A 21,989-nucleotide genomic window follows, 5' to 3' on the forward strand; every position below is an offset into this window, starting at 1 on the left:
TAATTAAAATTGTGGCAAGATTGCTACGCAATAATATATGGACTGACTAAAAACTCGCTATACTCAAACAGTTTTGCCAGCACAGAAAAATGCTCCGACGAATTAGTTTACTAGACTTTGTTTAAAAGATGAAAATTAGATCTTAAATTATTTGAAAATATTAGGTTGATATCCTTTATAAGAAAGTTTTGCGTAAAGCGAGGTTATAAGAAGTATGATGTTTGATGCTCTTACGTTAAAAAAATATATTAATAAAATAAGAAGAAGCATTTATTAATTATATAAAATAAAATTATAAAAGTCTTTAAGATGAATACTTAAGAATTAAATTTGATTTTTTTAACAAAGTTATCAAATTAATAATTATAGATTTTTCTATGTTTTTTTAACGGGATTTAGTCTTAAATTTTAATTTTTTAAATATTTTTTTCTCAAAAAATATGAAATAAATTCCAATATAATTGCTACACCAAATATTAGATATACAAATACCCCAATTTCTCTTATATCAAAGTACATAGTTCCAGCCATAAACATATCATAACCAATTCCCCCAGCTCCAGCTGCAGCTCCTACTAATACAGCATTTGTAAAGTTTATCTCAAAACGGATGAATGTCCAAGATAGAATGGAAGTTACAGTGCTTGGTAAAATTCCTTGAAAAATAATTTTCCAGAATGATGCTCCAGTTGCTTTTAGAGCTTCTATAATACCGTTATCTATTTCTTCGATACTTTCAGAATAGGCTTTTACAAGGTAGGCAACACTATGGAAAGTCATACCAATAATAGCTGCCTCAACACCAATATTTGCAACGACTGAAAATACCATAACCCATAATATTGTTGGAATTGCACGAATAAATGTAATTCCTATTTTGACAGCTTTTGATATATACGAGCTTGATAAATTTTTAGCTGCAAAAAACGAAAAAAACAATGCAATAAATGAGCCGATTATTGTAGTTAGTACAGCAAGGGCGATTGTTACAGCAAGGCTAAGAAATACCTGGCTATATGTGTATCTGTCAGACAATCTTGGGGAAAAGAACATTGTTTTTAAGTCTTTAAAAAAATGTACAGTTGCTTTAGCAATATTCACGTTATCAAAATCCATTGTAATTAATGTATAAATTGTAATAATTGACAAAACAGATAAAGTTGTGTATAAATAGAATCTTGATTTTGTAAATTTTCTAATTTTTATTTTTTTCAAAGGATATTCACCTTCTTTCTGTTTGATATTTACATCAGTTCATTTCTAAGTTTGTTTGAGAGCATTTCTATTCCGATTACAATAACGGTAACAACTAGAATTACAAGTCCTGCGGCATCGTAACGAAAACTTTTATAATACAGGCTGAATGTAAATCCAATTCCAGTTCCTGTTAAAATACCAACTAAAGTTGATTCACGAACTCCAGTTTCAATAAAGAAAAGAAGCCATGATACAAGTTGCGAAGATACACTTGGAATAACTCCACAAAATATTATTTGAAAGTATGAAGCTCCTACTGATTTTAGGGCTTCAATTACCTCGCCTGCAACATCATCAATTGTTTCAGAAAAGGCACGTGTAAGATAGCCAAACGTAATTAGAAATAATGCGAGAAAGCCTGTAAATTGGCTCTGTTTGAATGAAAATACCAGTATTAATGCCCATGCTACGATTGGAATATTTCTAAAAAAAGAAGCAATTACTTTTGTTATAACTTTGGTAAAAATATTTATTCCAGTCGAATTTGAGCCAATTATTGCAAGAAAAAGGGCAAAAATTGATGAAATCATTGTGGAAGTTATAGCAAGCAGGACAGTCTTTAATGCTGAATCTAAAATTTCAGGAAAATACTGCAGAGCATTTTGTGTAGGAATAAATTTTTGTAAAAGCCAAAAGATTCCAGCTGGAATTGAGGAAAATGCCATTCCATTCTGGAAGCCTGAAATAATAGATGAAATCCCGTAAAGTATTACAATTATTGATAACAGTATAATTTTTGAATAAAATCGCTGTTTAAAAATATCTTTTTTTGTTAAATTCATAAAATCTCCTTATTTTATCAAATTTATTCTTCATCCTTATAAATAAATTCAACCATTTTTTCTGTAAGTTTCTCTGCCTTATCGTCAAAAATTTTTTCTCCTTTGTTAAGTGCGATTATTCTATCTGAATATTTTTTTGCAATGTCGACTTGATGAAGATTTACAATACACGTAATTTTTAGTTCTGTAACAATTTTTTTTAGATAATCCATTATGTTTTCAGCAGTTTTTGGATCAAGTGAGGCGATTGGCTCATCACAAAGAAGCAATTTTGGTTTTTGCATGATTGCCCTTGCAATACCGACACGCTGCTTTTGTCCGCCTGAAAGTTCACTACATTTTTGATAAGCGTATTTAGTCATATTTACTCTTTCTAGAAAGCTAAAAGCTTCTTTTTTTTCTTCCTCTGAATAAATACCCAATATTCCAGCAATTATTGATTTATATCCAAGCCGTCCATGAAGCACGTTTTCAATAACAGTGAGCCTTTCCACAAGATTGTAACTTTGAAAAATCATTCCAATTTCTCGCCTTACAAGTTCTATTTGTGTTTTTTTCAAGCTCTCAATATTTTTATCTTCAAATAAAATTGAGCCTTGTGAGATATCAATCATTTTGTTGATGCTTCTAAGTAATGTTGATTTTCCAGAGCCTGATGGACCAATAACCGATATAAATTCTCCTTTTTCCACATCGAATGAAATATTTTTCAAGGCATTTGTTCCGTTATTATATTTTTTTGAAACATTTTTTATACTTAATAACATAAAAAATTCCTTTCTAGATGATTTTACTATACAAATAATATTTTAAAAAATAAGGCATATCAATCTTGGTATGCCTAAAAACTTTTATTTATTTCCAATATTAATTTTGCTAGTGTTCTGATTGCTATTTTGTTTTTCTGTATTATTATTTGTGTTACTGTTATTGCTATTTACAGAGCTTGGATTACTTAAAACATTAATAGTAGAATTATTATTTTGACTATTATTTTCAGCAGTTTCATTGGCTGTCTGCTCAAATGTGATAATTGTTCCCAGTGATAGCAAGTCTCTTTGAAGTTTATCAAGTTTATTTTTTTGGACATATACATTATCAATTAATGTTTCGATATTTTTGTTATCTTCTTCATATTTAGACATAATTTGGTGATAATTATTATTTCTTAGGTTTTCAATTTTTTGAGTCAGCAATGTTTTTTCCTCGTCAGTTAATACAGTATGATTTAAATTTTTGAAATTGCTGTTTTCTAAAATAAGTTCTGAGGCAAGTTTTACAATTCTTTCTTCAAGTAAATCATTTTTTGAATATTCAATAAGAGAACTTATTTTATTGATTGCAAATAAAGTTTTGGAAGTGAAATTATCTTTGTTATAAGTAATTTCATAACCATTATTAATCCCTTTTATCAATGCTTTTGAATTATTTTCCAATAAAACTTCTCCATTTATCTGCGAGTTGTTTCCATTTAGTCCTTTAACCACAATTTTACCATCATTAATATTTATATCCGAAATTCTTATGTTCAAATCCTTTATTTCTTTTATAAGGGAAGTAGCTTTTAAAGCTGTATTTAATGAAGTTTCTAAATTTTTTCCTTTGTCTAGGAATATATATAGATTCATATTTTGAACATTATTGTTAGAATTATTGTTAAAATCATTCAATGAAATCTCTTTTTCAAGCTTAGTTAAATTATCAGAAACATTTGCAAGTGCAATATCCCTTTCAAGCTCAATTTCAGAAATATTTTTTTCAATGTTTTCTTTTTCAGAATTGATAGATTTTATTAATGGCTTAATTTCGTTATTTAATTCTACAATTTTTTGAGCCTTGCTCTTCAAGTCTGTAAGCCCTACATAGTCTTTTTTCAGAACGTTAATTTTTTCAATATTCTCTTTCCATTTGCTGTTAATAAGGTTGTTTGTATTATTTGACAATGTTGTAACCTTATCAGTTGTTTCCTTGATAAAATCTGCAGTTGTCTTGTCAGATTTCTCTTGAGAAGCAAGAGAATTTATTTTTTCAGTAAAAGTGTCAATCTGAGAATTTTTTTCTTTATATATGCTTTCAAGATTTACATCATCCAATTTCAAATTAGACAATGTTAATTTTGGTACAAGGTTAAATAGTCCACTTTGTACAATGCCAACTGTAGCTCGACCTTTTCCAAGACTTTTTCCATTGACTACAAAATTATCGAAAGTCATTTCACTGTTTCTTACAGAAAATTTTACATTTTCGAATTCTGAATTTTTTGATTTTGTCATATATGTGACAATATTGCTGGAAAACATCACGCCAAAAAGCATCATAACCAAAGCTATTAATATAAGACTTAATAAATATTTCAAAATTTTCACAAAAAACCTCCTTTTGAGATATGTTAAAACTTTTTAATATCAAGCTTCTGCAAGATTAAATAATTAACTTGAAGCTTGGGTTTAAAGAAGTTTTACTATAGTTTTTACATCAAATAAGCTGTCAAAAATAGATGTTATAAATTTATATCTATTTAAAACAGCTCCTTTCCAAATTTTTAAAAGTTTTAGATTATTTAATATTTTTTAATGCTTCATCCATATTTGATAATTTAAATTCATCAGAAATTGATTTTAGGTAAGTTTGTTGTTCAATCTGTCTTTTCTGATTTCTTAATTGAGTTTTGATACCTTCTTTAACACTTTCAAAAGGTATCAGTCCTTTAGGATTTCTTTCAAGAACTTTCACGACATACAAACTTTTTCCATCATTTACAACTTTGTTAACAACCTGTCCTGCCTTAACATCCTTGATAGCTTCACTTACTGAACCAAATCGGCTTGCTAACTGACTTAGAAGAATTGATTGTGTTTGTCCGTTTTGTTCAGTTCCAGGATTGTATTGATTTACGTAGGCAGTAAAATTATTAGGATTTGCAACAGCTTCCTTTAATGCCTGCTCAGCTTTTGCTGTATCAGTAGGCTGGAATACTATAACTTGCAATCGCACTGAATCTTCAGGTTGTGTAAAACTAGCTTGGTTGGCGTCGTAGGCAGCTTTAGCATCAGCATCTGTAATTTTGGCTCTTTCGTTGATTTCACTTAATGTTGCAAGGCTTGCCAGTAATTGTTCCTGTAAAATTTCTTGGCTTTGTGTATATTTCTTGTCTTTATCAAGTTTTTTTTCTTTTGCTTTTAAGGCAAGAGCTCTGTTTAGAGCGATATTTTTAATAATAGAATGTTTCATTTGTGTAATTTGCTCAGGAGTAAGTTCTTTTTCAGAAATTCCACTAGAAAATAGACTTTTTTCCAGTTCATTATTAACTTCCTTTTCATAAACTTTTATTTTTTTGTCTGACGATTCGAATAGTACTTTACCTCCGTTACTATTTCCACAAGACAACGCAAGTGTGCATAATGCTGTCAAGATAATTATTTTAAATTTATTTTTCATTTTTTCTTTTCCTCCAAAATGGTTTTATGTTTTTAAGATTATGTCTTTAGTATATCACAACATTACAAACATTTCAAACTTTATTAAAAAAACAACAAATGAAAATAGATTAAAGAAAATTTATTCATTTTTCAGTTTTTTGTAAATTAAATCAAGGCATTTGCGTTTATATTCAGTCTTTGGATGAACGTAAAGATTTAGAGTAGTATTCATGTTGGCGTGTCCTAAAATTTCAGAAATGGTCTTGCAGTCAATTCCAAGTTCAATGGCCTGCGTTGCGAAAGTATGGCGAAGGCTGTGAAATCTGAGTTTTGGGAGATTTAGAAAGTGAAGAAGTTTTTGATAGTAATACCGGTAGCAATGAGGCTTTAAATAATTCGTGCTATTTGTAATAAAGTAGTTATTTTTATTTTGCTGAAACGGTTTTATTAAATTTATAAAATCAATATTAAGAGGAATTATGCGGTTGGAAGTTCTCGTTTTTGGAGTGCTGATAATTGTTTTAGAGTAGGATTTGTTTTTTTCTTTTATATAAATTTTCTGTAAAGTTCTGCAAATAGTCAGAGTACTTTTTTCTAAATTTATATCTTGCCATTGTAGTCCGCATATTTCCCCAAGTCGTAGTCCTGTCTGTAGGCAAAGTAAAATTCCTAAATTTTTTGAATTCTGATTATTTATCAAATATTTAAAAAGTATCTTTTGTTCTTCAACAGAAAAAGTTTTTAAATGTGATTTTGAAAAGGAAGAGGGGAATTTGCATTGAAAATTTTGAAAAGATATCAATTTATTTTGAGTTGCAGTTTTTAAAGTATTTTTTATAAGCACAGTCATATCCTTGACAGTTTTTAGTGCAAGCCCTTTTTCCAAATTTTTCTTTGAAGTGCTTAATTTTAAGATAATAAAATTTTGTAAATCTTCATTTGTAATATTATTGATTTTCATTTTTCCAAGCACAGGCTTTAAGTGATTCTCGATAATATTAGTATAAGTTGCATAAGTCGATTCCTTTATAAAAAATCTTTCTTTTTCCATCCAAATATCTAGCCATTCTTCATATTTCAAGTTTTTGTTTAAATGTTTTTTTGTAGCCATATTTTCCTCCTAAGTTTAGTTTCTTATATTTTACTAAATTATTGGAAAAATATTTAGTAAATTTAATTAAGTTTATTACTTAGTCCATTCCTATTTTTTCACTAAGTATTATACCATAAAATCATATATTTTTGTTATCTTTTTCATACTATACAAATGAAATTAATAGTCTTTTATACCAAATCTTATTTTTTTTTGTTGTTAATAAATATTTTTCCTATAATTTTTATATTTTTTCTTTTTTATAAAGTAAAGGGGATCAATCGCCATCCCCTTTACAATCCCCGCTTGTCTAAGCATTTTTTGAAAACAAAATTGAAACTCGCTACGTTAAACTTCGCTCAAACAGTCAATTTTATTTCCAAAAAATCACGACGTTCCTAATTTAACTATGAAAAATAATTTAATAAAAACAAATATTAAGCAAAATTGTAAAAGTGTAGTAATTCAATATCCTTACATAAAGAATTAAGTAATAAACTTTGTTGAAAGAGGGAAATAAAAAGTTAGTCGAGGTTGTAAAAACTAAAATGTAGAGGATATTGAGAGAATGGGAAATTCAGCAAAAAAATTTATTGAAAAAATAAATGAAGTTTTGGAAGAAAAAGAGAATGCTGTGGTAAATATCATTAATGATAAATTAACCATATCAGTTTTTACAGCATTAGAAAAAAATTTAAAAAATGTAAAGGAAATAAATTTTATTATAAGAGATACAAAGTTTATTCCTGAAAATAATGAAATATCAAGGGAATTTGAGATAACGCCTAATGATATTTTGTACAATTCTTATGATATAAAGGAGAAAAATAAGTTAAAACATTTTGCTAAGGCAAAGGCTATGTATGATTTTATAAAAAATAACGTAAATGTCAGAAAAGTAAAGCCATATCAGAAAGTAAACGGGAATATTCTTATAATTGATGATGATTTTATGATTCAGGGAACATCATCACTTGAAATATACGAAAAAAGGATAAATCGCTATGATTTTAATACAACAATAAAAGGAGAAACAGAAAAATCCCAGATACTTGACATGTCGAGAACATATGATGAAATTTGGAATAATAATGATGTAACACAGGATTATAAACAGGAATTATTAGAAAGCCTTGAATTTGTTTATAAAAATTATGATCCTGAATTCTTGTATTACTTTACGTTAAATGAACTATTTGGAGATAGACTGGATAGCGGTATTGAAAAATTTGAAAAAGACAGTGATAAATTTAAAAAGACTGAAATATGGAATTCACTTTTTGATTTTCAGAAGGATTGTGTTGTTTCGGCTATACAGAAATTACAGAAATATGGAGGATGTATAATTGCTGATTCAGTGGGATTAGGAAAGACTTTTGAAGCTTTGGCAGTAATCAAGTATTTTGAAATAAGAAATGATAATGTATTAGTTCTTACACCAGCAAAACTTTATGATAACTGGCGTTCTTTTACTGGAAGTTATAAAGATAGCTTTTTAGATGAAATGTTTAATTACAAGATAATGTTTCATACGGATTTATCGAGAACTAAGGGAGAATCAAAATCAGGATATGAATTGAGCAGATTTGACTGGTCAAAATTTGATTTGGTAGTTATTGATGAGTCACATAATTTCCGAAATCGGATTGCTAAATATGACGAGAATGATGAATTAATAATGAATAGATATTTTAAACTGCTTCATAATGTAATAAAAAACGGAAAAAATACAAAAGTACTACTGCTATCAGCGACACCAGTAAATAATAGCCTTGTGGACTTGAAAAATCAGATTTCCATTATAACAGGAGATAATGACAATGCTTTTAATGAAGAGGGAATTTCAAGTGTGGGATATTTACTGAAAAAGGCAACACAAGTTATAAATGACTGGGAAAAAGAAGGAAGCCAGAAAAAAGATGAATTACTGGATAACTTGCCGTCAGATTTTTATAAACTGCTAGAAATGATGACAATATCAAGAAGTAGAAAACATATTACAAATTATTACGGAACAAAAAATATAGGTAAATTTCCTCAAAAGAATAAGCCAATTACATATTATCCAGAAATTGATAGTCAAAATCAGTTATTGAATTTTAAAAATACAAATTCTATTTTAGAAGAATTAAATTTATCAGTTTACACACCAACTAAATTTATAAAAAGTGAAAAATTAAATTATTATATCAATAAGTATAAGTTATCAGGAAATCGTGGTGGGAAAATGGATTTTGATACACAGTCGAAAGGTCTTGTATATTTGCATAGAACAAACTTGTTTAAAAGATTGGAAAGTTCAGTTTTTTCATTTTCTGAAACTTTGAAAAGATTGATTGAAAATATTGACCAGACAATAGAAAATTTAAATAAGGGACAGCAGATTGAAGAAAATCTTGATGTGGAAAATGAAGATGAAATCTATATTGAAAGAAGTAAATATGAAATAAAGGTAGAAGATTTGAGAATAAATGCCTATCTTGAGGAGTTATATAACGATAGAGATATTGTAAAAAGAATACATGATGAAACATTGATTTTATTGAAAGAAGATAGAGATAATAAGATTCATGAATTAGAAAAAATTGTAGGAAATAAAGTTGATAACACACCATATAATCCAGGAAATAGAAAAATATTGATTTTTACAGCATTTGCCGATACAGCAAATTACATCTATTCTAAGTTGTTAAAAAAATTCGAGGGGAAAAATATTAGCATTGCAAGTGTTACAGGTAAAGGAGTAAAAACTTCAAATAAAAAAGTAAAAGAGGATTTCTACAGTATTTTGAGTGCATTTTCGCCAAAATCTAAACTGAAGATTGAAATTCCGCAAGATGAGCAGATAGATATTATAGTTGCAACAGATTGTATTTCAGAAGGACAGAATTTGCAAGATTGTGATACGGTAATAAACTTTGATATTCAATGGAATCCTGTATCTCTTATTCAGAGATTTGGAAGAGTGGATAGAATAGGAAGTAGAAATGACAAAATACAGATGATTAATTTCTTCCCGAATGCAGATCTGAATGAATATTTGGACTTGGAGAGAAGAGTAAAAGGAAAAATGACAACATTAAATATCGCTTCTACAGGGGATGAAGATATGCTTAATCCTGAAATGAATGATTTCAACTTTAGGAAAAGACAGCTGGAAAAACTGAAGGATGAAGTGATAGACATAGAAGATACGAATGAAAATATTTCATTGACAGACCTTAATATGAACGAATATCTGTATGAACTTTCAAATTATGTGAATAATCATAAGGAAATAAACAAAATAACTAAAGGAATTTATTCTGTAACTGAAGGTGAACAGAAGGGAGTGTTGTTCTGCTTTAAACATAGTAAAAATGATGCTAAACCTAAGAATGACAGTTCTCTTTATCCTTATTACCTGATTTTCGTGGATAACAATAAAGAAATTTTATTTAAAAACAGTCAGGCAAGGGAAGTTATAAAACTTTTCAGGCAGCTATGCTATGAGAAAAATGAAGTTCAGGAAAAAGTTTTAAAGGAATTTTTTAAAGATACGAAAAATGCTACTGAAATGGGATTTTATTCAGAATTGCTTAATACAGCGGTAAACAGTATAAAAGGTGAAGAGGAAGAAAAGGCTGTTCAGACAGTGTTTGATTTTTCAGGATTTAATAACAATTTTAAAGATGATACAACAGATGATTTTGAGTTGGTATCTTTTCTGGTGGTGGGTTAGATGATAAATATGCCCGAAAGATATGAAATAAATCAGGAAATAAAATTGAAGAATCTTATTCTGAAGGAATTTAAATCTGATGAAAAAAAGAAAATAAAGGAATATGTAAAATCTGTAACATTAAAGTATGTGATAAATGATGAAGAAATACCGAGTGTAGAAGATGAAAGATATATTTTTAAAGTAATCCAGTATTTTGAATTTGAAATAAGCGATATAAAAAAGGCAGGATTTCTTGCAAATTTATATCAGGAAGCCATTAAATCGCCGTGTGTATTAAGATTTTACGATAATTCAAAAGAAGTGTATTCATTAGCTTTAAAAAGACTGAATCAAAATGATAGAAATGAAATAATAGTTACAGATACTGTGACGACTGAAATATTTGACTTGTCAATATCAAGTTCAGCAAAAAGGGAAGTGGAAGAAACACTGGATTATTCAAAAAATTTAAATAGAACGAACAAAGTTAATTTTTATTCGGAGATATTTATAAGAAATTATATTTTAAAAAACCAGAAATATTATCAGAAATCAAGGAATATTTTAGAAAGTTTAATATGGTATGACAGAAATAAGATGAATGATATTTTTGAAAAGTTTAAAAATCTTGTGATGTACAAGGAAAAAATGAAATCAACCATTAGAAACAGTGAAAAAATAGAAATTAACAAGAAAATTAGGGAATTAATTTTAGAATTGGATAAATATTAGAATTTTGGAGGAAAAAATGGAAAATAATAAAATAAAAAAAGAGATAAATGACGTAGTAAATGATAATTTGAAAGCACTAGAGCAATTATTTCCATCTGCTGTAAAGGATGGACAGCTGGATATAAAGGCATTGAAGGAAGAACTGGGAGATTTTGAAGAAGTAACAACTGAAAAATATGAGTTAAACTGGGCAGGAAAACAAAATGCAAAAAAAATAGTACAGCAGGGGATTGGAAATAAAACATTGAAATTTGTGGAAAAAGATAGTAAAAATGCTGATACAACAGAAAATATCTATATTGAAGGAGATAATCTGGAAGTATTGAAACTGTTAAGACAGAATTATTACAACTCAATAAAAATGATATATATTGACCCGCCGTATAATACGGGAAATGATTTTGTCTATAATGATACTTTTAAAATGGACAAGGAAGAGAGCGACAAGGCAGAGGGAATAATATCAGAAAATAATGAAAAATTGCAGAAAAATCAGAAGTCAACTAATAGATATCATGCAAACTGGCTGAATATGATGTATCCAAGATTGAAACTGGCTAGAGATTTACTGACTGATGATGGTGTGATATTTATAAGTATTGATGATAATGAGCAGGCTAATCTGAAGAGATTGTGTGATGAGATTTTTGGGGAGGAGAATTTTGTTGGAAGTGCGGGGAGAATAACCAAAAAAAGTAATAATAAAGGTGATTTTTGGGCACCTAATTTTGATTATTTAATAACATATACTAAAAATAGACAGATTGCAAAAGGATTTACTGGAGGTGCAAATACTAGAGCTTATAATCTCATAGAAGAAGAAGGAGAAAGAAAAGGTGAAAAATACCAATTAGTTAGATTATATATGTCTTCTATACAAAATAGAAATTCTGAACAAAGATATTGGATTGATTGTCCAGATGGTACAAAGGTAATACCGCCAGGTACAACATTCCCACCTGAAAGACCTAATTTAGGAGATGGAATATGGAGATGGAGTAGAAAAACTTTTGAAGAAAATAAGGATAGAATTGTAATAAAAAAGGTAAATTCTTCTAATTTAATAGATGAAAATGGAAATCCTGCAAAATGGAATGTATTTACTAAAACCTATTTATCAGATGTAATGAATAAGGCAACGGCTAAACCAAATGATTTTATAGAAAATTATATAAATCAAATAGCTTCACATGAATTAAGAAATTTAGAAATACCTTTTGATTATGCTAAGCCTTCCCTGTTTATAAAGTATTTAATGGAAATTTCTAGGATAAAAGAAGATGATATTATTTTAGACTTCTTCTCAGGTTCAGCAACAACAGCTCATGCCGTTATGCAGTTAAACAGTGAAGATAATGGAAATAGAAAATATATAATGGTTCAATTACCTGAAACAACTGATGAAAAATCAGAAGCATTTAAGGCTGGATATAAAAATATAGCAGAAATTGGAAAAGAAAGAATCAGACGTGCTGGAGAAAAAATAAAACAGGAAATAGAAGAATATAACTTAAATTTGAAACTGGGAGAAGAGCCTAAAAAAGTTCCAGATATTGGATTTAAAGTATTTAAAGTGGATAATACAAATATAAAATGGTACGATTTGGAAAATTTCAATGGAGAAAGTCAATATTCTTTTGATGACCCTGATTCACTGGATTTTGTGCTTGGAAGTAATGATATTGATATTGTTTATGAAATAATGTTAAGACAGAATGATATTCCATTGTCAGAAAGTCTGGAAGTATTGACAGATATTGGGAATAGGACTTATCTGTATGCAAGTACATACTTGATTTGCCTTGAAACAGAAATAACAGAGGAAATGGTAGAAAAATTAGCTTCATTAGAGCCGTTACCAATAAAATTTGTATTTAGGGATTCAGCATTTAAAGATAATATCTCATTGAAAGATGAGACTTTTAGGAAGTTGAGAAGTCTGATTGAGAGAAATTCGGGGGAGAGTAAGGTTAGTTATAGGGTTGAGTTTATTTAGGCGAGGAGAAAAGTATATGTTTGATAGTAAAAATGAAGAAATATACGATGAAGAATTAATAAATATTCTTTTTTTAGAAAACGAAGAAGAATACATCAAAAAAATAAAAGAAATATCAGAAAATATGACATTATATACAGCAGAAGATGAAAATCATAAAAAATTATATAAAATTTTTAAATATGCAGAGAAGTTATTTTATGATGTTGAAAAAAGAAAAGATTTTTCAAATTTAGAAATAAGAGCAAATAAGGTATTTTTTGTAAATAGAATGAGAATTATTCAAAGATTGTGTACTTTAAAAGGAAGAAAAGATTCTAAGATGCAAATCGAAATGCTAGAAATTTTAATTGATAGTAATATATTTGATAATAAAATATATAAGGAAGAATTTGAAAATTATAAAAATCAAGCGGGAGAAAAATTTAATCAAATAGAGGTTCATGATAAAAAAATTATGGAGACAATGGGAATATTTTTATCAATTTTTTCAGTAATCGGATTAGGAGTTTCAAGTGTTTTAAATTTGGAGAATAATCATATCGCAACATGGTTAATGATTTGTGGAACGATATTGATAACTATGAGTGGATTATTCAATTTAATTAATCCTGATAAGTTTAATAAACAAGAAAAAAAAGCAGAAAATGACAAATGTAAAATTGAAAAATTTTTGAAAGGAGTATTTAATACTTTAAGAAAACCAATAATAATTGGAGTTATTTTGATATTATTAGGTGGCGTTATAAGATGTAAATTTCCAAATGATAATGAAGAATTAGTAAAGAAAGAAAAATTTGAACAAGTTGAAAAAAGAGTTCAAAATAACGAGAATGAATTGTTAGATAAAAATTTAGATTATAGAAATCAAATAAAAGATTTAAAAGAAGAAATAAAAAAATTACAGTCTAAAGTAGAAAAATTGGAAAAAAAGAAATAGTTGAAAATTTAACAATAATATTTCATTGAAGGATGAAACTTTTAGGAAGTTAAGAAGTCTGATTGAGAGAAATTCGGGGGAGAGTAAGGTTAGTTATAGGGTTGAGTTTATTTAGGTAAGAGAGTTAGGAAGGAAATAGATTTAAAAATGGAAGAAAATTTTGAAAAAAAATTAGAAAATTTATTAAATGAGATTCAAAAATTTTCGGATAAAGTCAGATTTGAATATGATTTAGGAACTATGAAAATATTAGTTTGTGAAACAGAAAAAGAATTTTGGGAAAAGTATTATGAATTTCATAATGAAAATGGAAATTATGCAAAATTTTTAGAATATAAAGAAAAGTTTAAAGATATAGACAATGAACTTTCTAATGAAAATAAAAATATTCAAATTAATGAAATAATAGAAAAAATATATAATAAATTTGATTATATAACATCTATATTAAATATATATGAAAAACAATTAAGAGAAAATGAAATTAATTATGGATTGAAAAGAATAAAAAAGTATAAAAATATTTTTCAAAAGCAAAAAGTTCAAATAGAAAACTTAAAGAAAAATTATAAAGAAATATCAAATGAACAAAGAGAACACGATAAGAAAATATTAGAAATGATGGGAATATTTTTGACAATTTTTTCTGTAATAGGATTTGGAGTTTCAAATATTACTAAAGAGAATGCGAATATTTCAACTGTATTTATGATTTGTGGTGTTATTTTAATGACTATAAGTGGTTTATTTTATTTAATTAATTTTGATAAAAATTTTAAAGAAAATTTTTTAAAAATATTAGTTCCATTAATGATTGGAATGTTATTAGTAGTATTTGGAAAATATATATTATAGATTAATTTGTCGGAGCATTTTTAGGTGCAGTCGAAACTGTTTGAGCATAGCGAGTTTTTCGACTGTGCATAAAAATGTCGTAGACTAGCGTGGGTCAAGGGAGAAGGCGATGTTCTCCCTTGTTAAAGAATGGACAATGACAACTAAATAAAAAGAGACATAAAATCATTATTAAAGAAAGGAAAATTAAAAATGATTGTAAATCTATTTATGGGATTAATTTTAATGGCTTCTGTATTTCTTACAGGTGGTTTGGGCTTAGGTATAATTTATATTATGGAATATTGTAGAAAAGAAACAAAAGAAAATACAGGAAAAGAAAATGAGATGTTGTTTCTTACTTTAGGTTTAATAATTTATATGATATATCAGTTTTGGTTTTATATGATGCTCGAATCAGAAGGAATTATTTCTTTTTACTGGTCAACATTAGGTAGCTGGATTTATTTTGAATTTTCTAAAATTGGAATGTCAGAAAATATGAAGAAAACAGGTGGAGATACAAGATTTTTTGATAAAAATAAATATTTGCTTTATTTAATTTTGGTAATATTTTGTATTATTAATGTTATTGTGTATAAGTGTATTAAATAAAAGATTATTTAGAAAGAGATTGAAATCTAATTGACACTCTAAAATAGGTATGGTATCATAAAAATGGAAATAAAGTTAAAAAAGGGGAGAGTGGTAACTATGGCTACAGAAAGTATATTACTTGATGCTTTGAGAATTCCTGCAAGATATGCAGATGAAGTACTGGAAGCAATGGAGAGTAAAAAGAAAGTTAAAAAACTTGATGTTGATTTCGAAATTGTGGATGACCCGAAAGAAATAAGAAAAATATTTGGATATTCTTTAAAGGATGAAGAATAACAGAATTATTTCATTACAGGATATAATAGCAGATATAAAAGATGAAGAGTATATTAAAGAAAAAATATTGAAGCAATTTAAAAGTAGAGATAGAAACAGCATTGAAGATTTTCTACATAATAAAGCTATAAATTTTGAAAAAAGTTCTTTATCTGCCACTCATCTAATCCGTAATGATAAAAGTCGGGAAATATTGGGGTATTTTACATTTGCAAATAAAAGTTTAATTATTGAAAAAGAAAATTTTCTTAATCTTAGTAGGACACAACAGAAAAAATTTTCACAGAACGGAAGAAGATTGAAAGACGGAAGTTATGTTGTGAATAGTTTTTTGTTGGCACAGATAGGGAAAAATTATAATATTTCTGATAAAAATATGATAACAGGTAATGAAATAATATCATTGGCACATGAATTATTATTAATTGTGAAAAAAATTATAAATACAAAATATTTATGGCTGGAATGTGAAGATAACAGTTCACTAATAAGATTTTATTCAAATTATGGATTTAATCTGATAAAAGATTTCAGTTCAGAAAACAAATTAAGAACAATGATACTAAGGTTAGATAATTTTTAAAAATAAAGATTTTATAAGTCTCTTTTATCAAAAAAGATAATTGAGGCTTTTTTATTGTCAAAAAAGAAGGAGGAAAAAATGTCAAATAAAATAATATTCCAATTTGATGATAATTTGGAATATCAGAAAAAGGCGGTAAACTCTGTTGTAGAGTTATTTAGAGGATTGCCAAAATCGTTGGATAGTATTTATGCTGAGAGGATAAGAAGAAGTTTTACAGAAAAAGATCCTGTGAGAAATATTGATATTGTGAAGGGGAATAAACTTTTTCAGAATTTGAAGAAAGTTCAGTTGAAAAATGGACTATTTACTGATGAAAAGGCTTACAATAAGCACGAGCGAGATTTTACAGTTGAGATGGAAACAGGGACTGGGAAAACTTATGTTTATTTACGTACGATATTAGAGTTGCACAAGGAGTATGGGTTTAAAAAGTTTATAATTGTAGTTCCATCTGTTGCGATTCGTAAAGGGGTGGAAAAATCTATTGAACAATTAAGGGAGCATTTTAAAAGGCTATACAATGTGGATTTATCAAAATACAGTTTTATTTATGACAGTAATAATTTAGGAAAAGTAAATAATTTTGTGGAAGAGAATAATTTGAGTATCTGTGTTATGAATATTCAGGCGTTTAATAAGGATTCAAATAAAATTCGTAAAGATGATGAATATGCTAAAAACCTATGGAGAGACATAAAATTTGTAAGACCGATTGTATTAATTGATGAGCCACAGAAAATAGAAGGAACAGCAAATAAAAAATCCCAATCATTGAAGGCAATAGACGAACTGGAGCCATTATTTACGCTTCGTTATTCTGCTACACATAAAAATCTGTATAATCAAGTTTATAAATTAGATTCTTATGAGGCGTATAAAAAAGACTTGGTAAAAAAAATTCGAGTGAAAACGATAAATAGTGTGATTTCTAAAGATTTTCCATATATTAGATATACTTATTTTACAAAAGACTACAAGGCAAGGATAGAAATATTTTCTCAAGAGCAAGGGCAAAGTATCAGATTTAGAAGTTTTGATGTGGAAAATGGATTTTCGTTATATGAACTTTCTGGAGGATTGCCTCAGTATAAGGATATGTTTATTGCGGAACAGCCACATAAAGAGAAGGCATTGAAAATTGTTTCGGTTAATGGAGATATTGAACTGAAATTAGGGGAAAGTAATAAAAAATTGGAAGATAAGGAGATTATTCGTATTCAGATAAATCTTGCGATAGCCAATCACTTTAAAAAGCAGTTTGAAATTTTGGAAGAAGGGAAGAGAATAAAGAGTTTGACACTGTTTTTTATTGACGAGGTTAAGAAAGTTAGGGATAGTGAGGCTTCTGATGGAAGAGGAGCCTATTTGAAAATATTTGATGAGGAATATTTAAAAATTGTGCAAAAATATAAGGAAAAAATTGAGAAATATAAAAATTATTTTCCACATTATGAAGATGTGAATTTAGTGAGAGAAGGATATTTTGCATTGGATAAAAAGAAAAAGGAAGTTGAGGTGGAATATAAGAAAGAAAATGAAGTGAAGGCAAAATCGCAAGAAGATATTGATAGAGGGATTGAATTAATACTAGAGAAGAAAGATGAATTGATTTCTTTTAATGAACCACTTGCCTTTATTTTTTCCCATTCAGCACTTAGAGAAGGTTGGGATAACCCAAATGTATTTACATTGTGTACACTAAAAAATGGAAGCAGTGAAATTGCTAAGAAGCAGGAAATAGGACGAGGACTTAGACTTCCTGTAGATGTTACTGGAAATAGAAGTTTAGATAAAAATGTAAACGAACTTACCGTAATTGCAAATGACAGCTATGAAAACTTTTCAAGAATGCTTCAGGAAGATTTTAACAAAAATATAAATAAAAATGAAGTTACATCGGATCTTTTGCTTGTCACGCTTGAAAAATCAGGAATTCCTAAAATTAAGATTACTTCGGAACTGGTAGATGAATTTAAGAAAGAATTGATTGAAAAAAGAGTGATGGATTCTAACAATGTGCTTTTGAAAAATGGGGAAGAGGATATAAAAGAAATACATTTTTTAAATGAAACTTTACAGGAACATTCTATACAGATTGCTGAAAATTTTGTAAAATATATGGTAGAAAAAGGTTCAAATCGTATCGAAATTGCAAATGGAGATAATGAACCGATTGTTAATAAACGAAGAAGTTTTATTTCTGAAAAAGATTTTGAAAATCTTTTTGAAGAATTAGGGACAAATCTTAGTAAAAAAGCGATTTATAAGTGTAAAATCGATAAGGAAAAATATATAGAAAGTAGCATAGAAAAAATAAATAACTATATAAGCAATTTTGATTTGAAACAAATTGTGGAACTTATTGATTCAAAGGGAAATTATGATGATACAGGGAAAATTAATCTTGAAAAAGGTATTGAGGATAAAATTGAATTATCCGAAATTGAAGCAACACCAAAAAGTGATTTTGAAATAGCAAATTACATAATGTATCACACAATGCTCCCAAGATTAGCAATATTAAAAATAATAAGTGGACTTGAAAAGGAAAAAAGAAAAGCGTTGGATATTCAAGATGTGCTGGAAAATGTAACTGAAATATTGCTTGAAAACTTAAATGAAATGAAAGCTGAAAAAGTTTTTGAATATGAAGTGATAGATGGATATGTAACTGATACAGAGAAAATTTTTGAAGTGGATAATAAAATAAACGAAGAAGATTTTGAAAATAAAAGAAGATTATTTCAAGCTAAAAAAGGTAGTAGAAGTTTAAGTGATTATTATAAACTTGATAGTGATGGAGAAAAGGAATTTGCAGAAAAATTGGAGAATGATGAAAATGTACTTATGTTTACAAAATTAAAAAAAGGTGGATTTGTAATAGATACTCCATATGGAAACTATTCTCCTGACTGGGCAATCATCTACAAAAATTCTTCAGAAAATAATGAAAACAATGTAGGAATCTATTTTATCGTTGAAACGAAGGCAGATAAAAAAGAAAAGGATTTGACAACTGTGGAAAAAAACAAAATAAAATGTGGAAAATTGCATTTTGAAGCGATTTCAAAGGAGGTAAAATTTAACTGGGTAAATAATTATGATGATTTTAAAAGAAAGTTTAAAAAACACTATAAGTAATTGTAAGAGTACTAGGTTATCAAACACAATTGTTATATTAATAAAATTTTATAGACTTTTATAAATGGATAACTCAATACATATGGAGGAATAAAAATGATAAAAGTGATAAAAATGATAGAAGAACACATCGTTATAATAATATCAACACTGCTAATAATATTAATTTGTTTTGCAATTTTAAATAGCTCACTATATAAAAGAATTAAAGAATCAATAAATTTTGAAAAAGAATTCAATTTAAAAAAAGAAGAAGAATACATAGGTTATAGTGCTGGATTAGAAGTGAAAAGTGATACAAAACATAAAAAAGAAAAATATGTAAAAATGGAAAATACGCTTATAGAATATCAAAATTCTTATATATCAGCCGACAGTCTTATTTATGAAGAAATACCAATAAAAGTGAATGGAGTATTTTTAATGACTGAAGGTACTAGATTTAAAATGGTAAGAGAAGTAGGAGTAGTTATATTAAAAAACGTAGTTATGAAAAAATATTCCCAAACCTTGAAAACGGATGAATTATATATTTTTTTTGACAATGATGATTATCACTTTTTCTCTGATAAACCACTTATATACAAGGAAGGTTCTAAAGAAGAAAAAGAGTATGAAAATTTTCAGGCTAACAAGAGTTTAGATAAGATTGAAAAATTAGGAAAAGAAGCAAAGGAAGTAATAGATTTTATGAGACTTCCAGAGGAACAAAGAAATAAAATAGTAGCAAGAAATAGAAAAGAAGTACAATATTTGAATTATAGAAACGAAAAAAACCAATTAGAATTAGATGTAGAGAAATATTGCAGAGAAAAGCCGCCAACACACAAGTATTGCGGACCACTTAAGAACAATTAGTCATCTCAACGTTCAGGATATTCAGGTTATCCTAATCGTTTAACAAATGAAGAGTTAGAAAAACTTGACAGAGAAGAAAATGAACATGAGAGAGCAGAATCTGATGAGCGGGAATACGAAGACAGGGAAGAAAGAGAATACTGGGAAAGTGAGGAATATTGGGGAGAGGAAGGAATAGAAAAGGAAGTTTATTAAAGAACATCAATTAATTTATATAATTTTATAATAAATAAAAATAATATGAAAGGAGGCAATAAAAATGGTCAACTTTGAAAAAGTGAGAGCCAATATAACTTTAAAATATGATAATGAAGATCTGTATGATTATATTTACTCTAAATTTAATTCTATAGTATGGAATGACGTAGAAAAAATTTTGAATGAAAGGGAAGAAAAGTTTAAAAATTCTATAAGTAAAGATGTAATTTTAGATGATGAATTTTGTGATGTTTTCAGTTTCATATTAGGGGAAAAAGAATTTTTGACTGAAGATATGAAAACTCTTTTTTTTGAAAACTTTAATTTATTCGAAGTATACTTATTAAGATACTTGTATAATAAGTTTGTAAAAGGTTTTGAATAAACTATTTTAAATTATAGGTATATTCAAATTGTCTCAATATCAAATTAATAAAGTTATAATATTGAAGTTTGAGTAGTATAATTAAAATTTTTAAGTTTAGTTTATTATAATTTGAGCAGGTCAAAAATGAAATATTTTAAAATTTAGAAACGAATTAGAAAGGGAAAAAATGTTAAAGAATATAGTATTGGGTATAGTAGTAATTGTATTACTTACATTATTCTTACAAGGATTAACAACAGCAATAGAAATAGGCGGTCCAATAGGCTTTGTAGTATATATACTAATGTTAGTCGCATTAGTAAGATTTTGTAAGTATTTGGTAAAAAGAGAGGAACAAAAAGAAAAAAGAGAACAAGAGATTAAAGATAATACAAAACTGACTAAACAAACAATAAATTTTGAAAAAATAAAAGCGAATTTAATTTTAAATAATTATAATGGTGATTTATACAAAAATTTATATAATTATATTTATTCGGAATTTAGTTATATTATTAAATATAGAACAGATGTAAGGCGAAAAATAGAAGATTATTATGAAAGTACAGACACCGAACTTTACTGGTGGAAAGGTATATATCCAGATGTTGGAAAAATATTTGGTTATATTTTAGAACAAGAAGAATTTTTAACTGAAGAAAATAAAAAACTATTTTTTGAAAATTATCCTCTATTCTCAAAAAATTTAAGTAAATATATATATGAAAAATTTGTAAAAGATTTTGTTGAAGAAATAGAATTGGATTATTCAGAAAGGGAAGACTATTGGAGAGAAGAAGAGTGGAGAAAACGAGGAATAGAATGATGAATTTAAAATTATATTTCAGCAGCAAAAGTGTTTAAATAAATAATAGGATTACAACAAGTCATTTAACCGTAGTTAATCTGTATAATTTGAGATTATTTATTTTCATTGTCTTGAAAAAATGTTGTGAGATAATACATATGTGACAAGAATATACAAAAAAAGAAAGGTTTCTGAATTCCTTCAATTTGGCCTCTGTGAATCATTTCATAGACAAGGGATAGCTTTATTAGGATTGTTTCTTTTGTAGACATTGCAGAAGATGTCGATGCTGTGAATCCTTTTTTCTCTTTTAAGTATTTCCTTTTTCAGATCAAGAAAGAATAGAAGGTCATACTGCTTACGGTAGATACACTTCTGTCT

General features: G+C 27.5%; 18 protein-coding genes. 12 read left to right on the forward strand and 6 right to left on the reverse strand.

All coding sequences use genetic code 11. The annotated features are described in order from the left end of the window. Positions 1-408: 408 nt before the first annotated feature. The 6 genes from HMPREF1552_RS05685 to HMPREF1552_RS05710 form a co-directional block, all read right to left on the reverse strand. Entirely contained in the window at positions 409-1,215 is an 807-nt protein-coding gene (locus tag HMPREF1552_RS05685; RefSeq protein WP_039901265.1) for an ABC transporter permease, read from the reverse strand. Positions 1,216-1,244: 29 nt separating this feature from the next. Beyond that, entirely contained in the window at positions 1,245-2,039 is a 795-nt protein-coding gene (locus HMPREF1552_RS05690; protein WP_021744165.1) for an ABC transporter permease, read from the reverse strand. 23 nt (positions 2,040-2,062) lie between these two features. After that, entirely contained in the window at positions 2,063-2,806 is a 744-nt protein-coding gene (phnC, locus tag HMPREF1552_RS05695; protein ID WP_021744166.1) for a phosphonate ABC transporter ATP-binding protein, read from the reverse strand. 84 nt (positions 2,807-2,890) lie between these two features. Next, positions 2,891-4,405, reverse strand: coding sequence for a hypothetical protein (locus tag HMPREF1552_RS05700; protein ID WP_039901267.1), 1,515 nt, complete (start codon positions 4,403-4,405; stop codon positions 2,891-2,893). 190 nt (positions 4,406-4,595) lie between these two features. Beyond that, the gene (locus HMPREF1552_RS05705; protein ID WP_021744168.1) at positions 4,596-5,477 is read right to left on the reverse strand and encodes a peptidyl-prolyl cis-trans isomerase; all 882 of its coding nucleotides are present in this window, start codon (positions 5,475-5,477) and stop codon (positions 4,596-4,598) included. A gap of 120 nt (positions 5,478-5,597) precedes the next feature. Continuing rightward, positions 5,598-6,569 carry a site-specific integrase gene (locus tag HMPREF1552_RS05710; RefSeq protein WP_021744169.1) on the reverse strand — a complete coding sequence of 324 codons (972 nt, stop codon included), beginning with the start codon at positions 6,567-6,569 and terminating at the stop codon, positions 5,598-5,600. Between the two features lie 550 nt (positions 6,570-7,119). Between HMPREF1552_RS05710 and HMPREF1552_RS05715 the strand changes: the two genes are divergently transcribed. From HMPREF1552_RS05715 to HMPREF1552_RS05770, 12 genes are all read left to right on the forward strand, one after another. Beyond that, positions 7,120-10,272, forward strand: coding sequence for a helicase-related protein (locus HMPREF1552_RS05715; RefSeq protein WP_021744170.1), 3,153 nt, complete (start codon positions 7,120-7,122; stop codon positions 10,270-10,272). Next, complete coding sequence (locus HMPREF1552_RS05720) at positions 10,273-10,986, forward strand: DUF4391 domain-containing protein (protein ID WP_021744171.1); 714 nt, start codon at positions 10,273-10,275, stop codon at positions 10,984-10,986. A 16-nt stretch (positions 10,987-11,002) separates the two neighbouring features. Continuing rightward, positions 11,003-12,982 carry a site-specific DNA-methyltransferase gene (locus HMPREF1552_RS05725; protein WP_021744172.1) on the forward strand — a complete coding sequence of 660 codons (1,980 nt, stop codon included), beginning with the start codon at positions 11,003-11,005 and terminating at the stop codon, positions 12,980-12,982. A 16-nt stretch (positions 12,983-12,998) separates the two neighbouring features. Further along, a complete protein-coding gene (locus HMPREF1552_RS05730; protein WP_039901269.1) occupies positions 12,999-13,922 on the forward strand; it encodes a hypothetical protein in 924 nt (307 codons plus the stop codon). A gap of 147 nt (positions 13,923-14,069) precedes the next feature. Further along, a complete protein-coding gene (locus HMPREF1552_RS05735; protein WP_021744174.1) occupies positions 14,070-14,777 on the forward strand; it encodes a hypothetical protein in 708 nt (235 codons plus the stop codon). 192 nt (positions 14,778-14,969) lie between these two features. Then, positions 14,970-15,371, forward strand: a complete 402-nt coding sequence (locus tag HMPREF1552_RS05740; RefSeq protein WP_021744175.1) for a hypothetical protein — start codon at positions 14,970-14,972, stop codon at positions 15,369-15,371. A 99-nt stretch (positions 15,372-15,470) separates the two neighbouring features. Continuing rightward, positions 15,471-15,650 carry a hypothetical protein gene (locus HMPREF1552_RS05745; protein WP_039901271.1) on the forward strand — a complete coding sequence of 60 codons (180 nt, stop codon included), beginning with the start codon at positions 15,471-15,473 and terminating at the stop codon, positions 15,648-15,650. Then, positions 15,640-16,233, forward strand: a complete 594-nt coding sequence (locus HMPREF1552_RS05750; RefSeq protein ID WP_021744177.1) for a hypothetical protein — start codon at positions 15,640-15,642, stop codon at positions 16,231-16,233. Before HMPREF1552_RS05745 ends, HMPREF1552_RS05750 begins: the two co-directional genes overlap by 11 nt. Positions 16,234-16,311: 78 nt before the next feature. After that, positions 16,312-19,377 carry a DEAD/DEAH box helicase family protein gene (locus tag HMPREF1552_RS05755; RefSeq protein WP_039901273.1) on the forward strand — a complete coding sequence of 1,022 codons (3,066 nt, stop codon included), beginning with the start codon at positions 16,312-16,314 and terminating at the stop codon, positions 19,375-19,377. 96 nt (positions 19,378-19,473) lie between these two features. After that, entirely contained in the window at positions 19,474-20,235 is a 762-nt protein-coding gene (locus tag HMPREF1552_RS05760; RefSeq protein ID WP_021744179.1) for a hypothetical protein, read from the forward strand. Positions 20,236-20,494: 259 nt separating this feature from the next. Beyond that, positions 20,495-20,818, forward strand: coding sequence for a hypothetical protein (locus HMPREF1552_RS05765; protein ID WP_021744180.1), 324 nt, complete (start codon positions 20,495-20,497; stop codon positions 20,816-20,818). A 169-nt stretch (positions 20,819-20,987) separates the two neighbouring features. Then, positions 20,988-21,626: a hypothetical protein gene (locus HMPREF1552_RS05770; RefSeq protein ID WP_021744181.1), complete on the forward strand. Its 639-nt coding sequence runs from the start codon at positions 20,988-20,990 to the stop codon at positions 21,624-21,626. Positions 21,627-21,989 lie beyond the last annotated feature (363 nt).

The sequence above is a fragment of the Leptotrichia sp. oral taxon 879 str. F0557 genome, assembly GCF_000469385.1.
Taxonomy (GTDB): Bacteria; Fusobacteriota; Fusobacteriia; order Fusobacteriales; family Leptotrichiaceae; genus Leptotrichia; species Leptotrichia mesophila.

What these genes read in the sequence shown, in the direction of transcription:
- HMPREF1552_RS05690 (WP_021744165.1), bottom strand. Translation starts at nt 2,039, where the DNA reads ATGAATTTAACAAAAAAAGATATTTTTAAACAGCGATTTTATTCAAAA.
- HMPREF1552_RS05765 (WP_021744180.1), top strand. Translation starts at nt 20,495, where the DNA reads ATGGTCAACTTTGAAAAAGTGAGAGCCAATATAACTTTAAAATATGAT.
- HMPREF1552_RS05725 (WP_021744172.1), top strand. Translation starts at nt 11,003, where the DNA reads ATGGAAAATAATAAAATAAAAAAAGAGATAAATGACGTAGTAAATGAT.
- HMPREF1552_RS05770 (WP_021744181.1), top strand. Translation starts at nt 20,988, where the DNA reads ATGTTAAAGAATATAGTATTGGGTATAGTAGTAATTGTATTACTTACA.
- HMPREF1552_RS05710 (WP_021744169.1), bottom strand. Translation starts at nt 6,569, where the DNA reads ATGGCTACAAAAAAACATTTAAACAAAAACTTGAAATATGAAGAATGG.
- HMPREF1552_RS05730 (WP_039901269.1), top strand. Translation starts at nt 12,999, where the DNA reads ATGTTTGATAGTAAAAATGAAGAAATATACGATGAAGAATTAATAAAT.
- HMPREF1552_RS05745 (WP_039901271.1), top strand. Translation starts at nt 15,471, where the DNA reads ATGGCTACAGAAAGTATATTACTTGATGCTTTGAGAATTCCTGCAAGA.
- HMPREF1552_RS05715 (WP_021744170.1), top strand. Translation starts at nt 7,120, where the DNA reads ATGGGAAATTCAGCAAAAAAATTTATTGAAAAAATAAATGAAGTTTTG.
- HMPREF1552_RS05755 (WP_039901273.1), top strand. Translation starts at nt 16,312, where the DNA reads ATGTCAAATAAAATAATATTCCAATTTGATGATAATTTGGAATATCAG.
- HMPREF1552_RS05760 (WP_021744179.1), top strand. Translation starts at nt 19,474, where the DNA reads ATGATAAAAGTGATAAAAATGATAGAAGAACACATCGTTATAATAATA.
- HMPREF1552_RS05720 (WP_021744171.1), top strand. Translation starts at nt 10,273, where the DNA reads ATGATAAATATGCCCGAAAGATATGAAATAAATCAGGAAATAAAATTG.
- HMPREF1552_RS05740 (WP_021744175.1), top strand. Translation starts at nt 14,970, where the DNA reads ATGATTGTAAATCTATTTATGGGATTAATTTTAATGGCTTCTGTATTT.
- HMPREF1552_RS05705 (WP_021744168.1), bottom strand. Translation starts at nt 5,477, where the DNA reads ATGAAAAATAAATTTAAAATAATTATCTTGACAGCATTATGCACACTT.
- phnC (WP_021744166.1), bottom strand. Translation starts at nt 2,806, where the DNA reads ATGTTATTAAGTATAAAAAATGTTTCAAAAAAATATAATAACGGAACA.
- HMPREF1552_RS05750 (WP_021744177.1), top strand. Translation starts at nt 15,640, where the DNA reads ATGAAGAATAACAGAATTATTTCATTACAGGATATAATAGCAGATATA.
- HMPREF1552_RS05735 (WP_021744174.1), top strand. Translation starts at nt 14,070, where the DNA reads ATGGAAGAAAATTTTGAAAAAAAATTAGAAAATTTATTAAATGAGATT.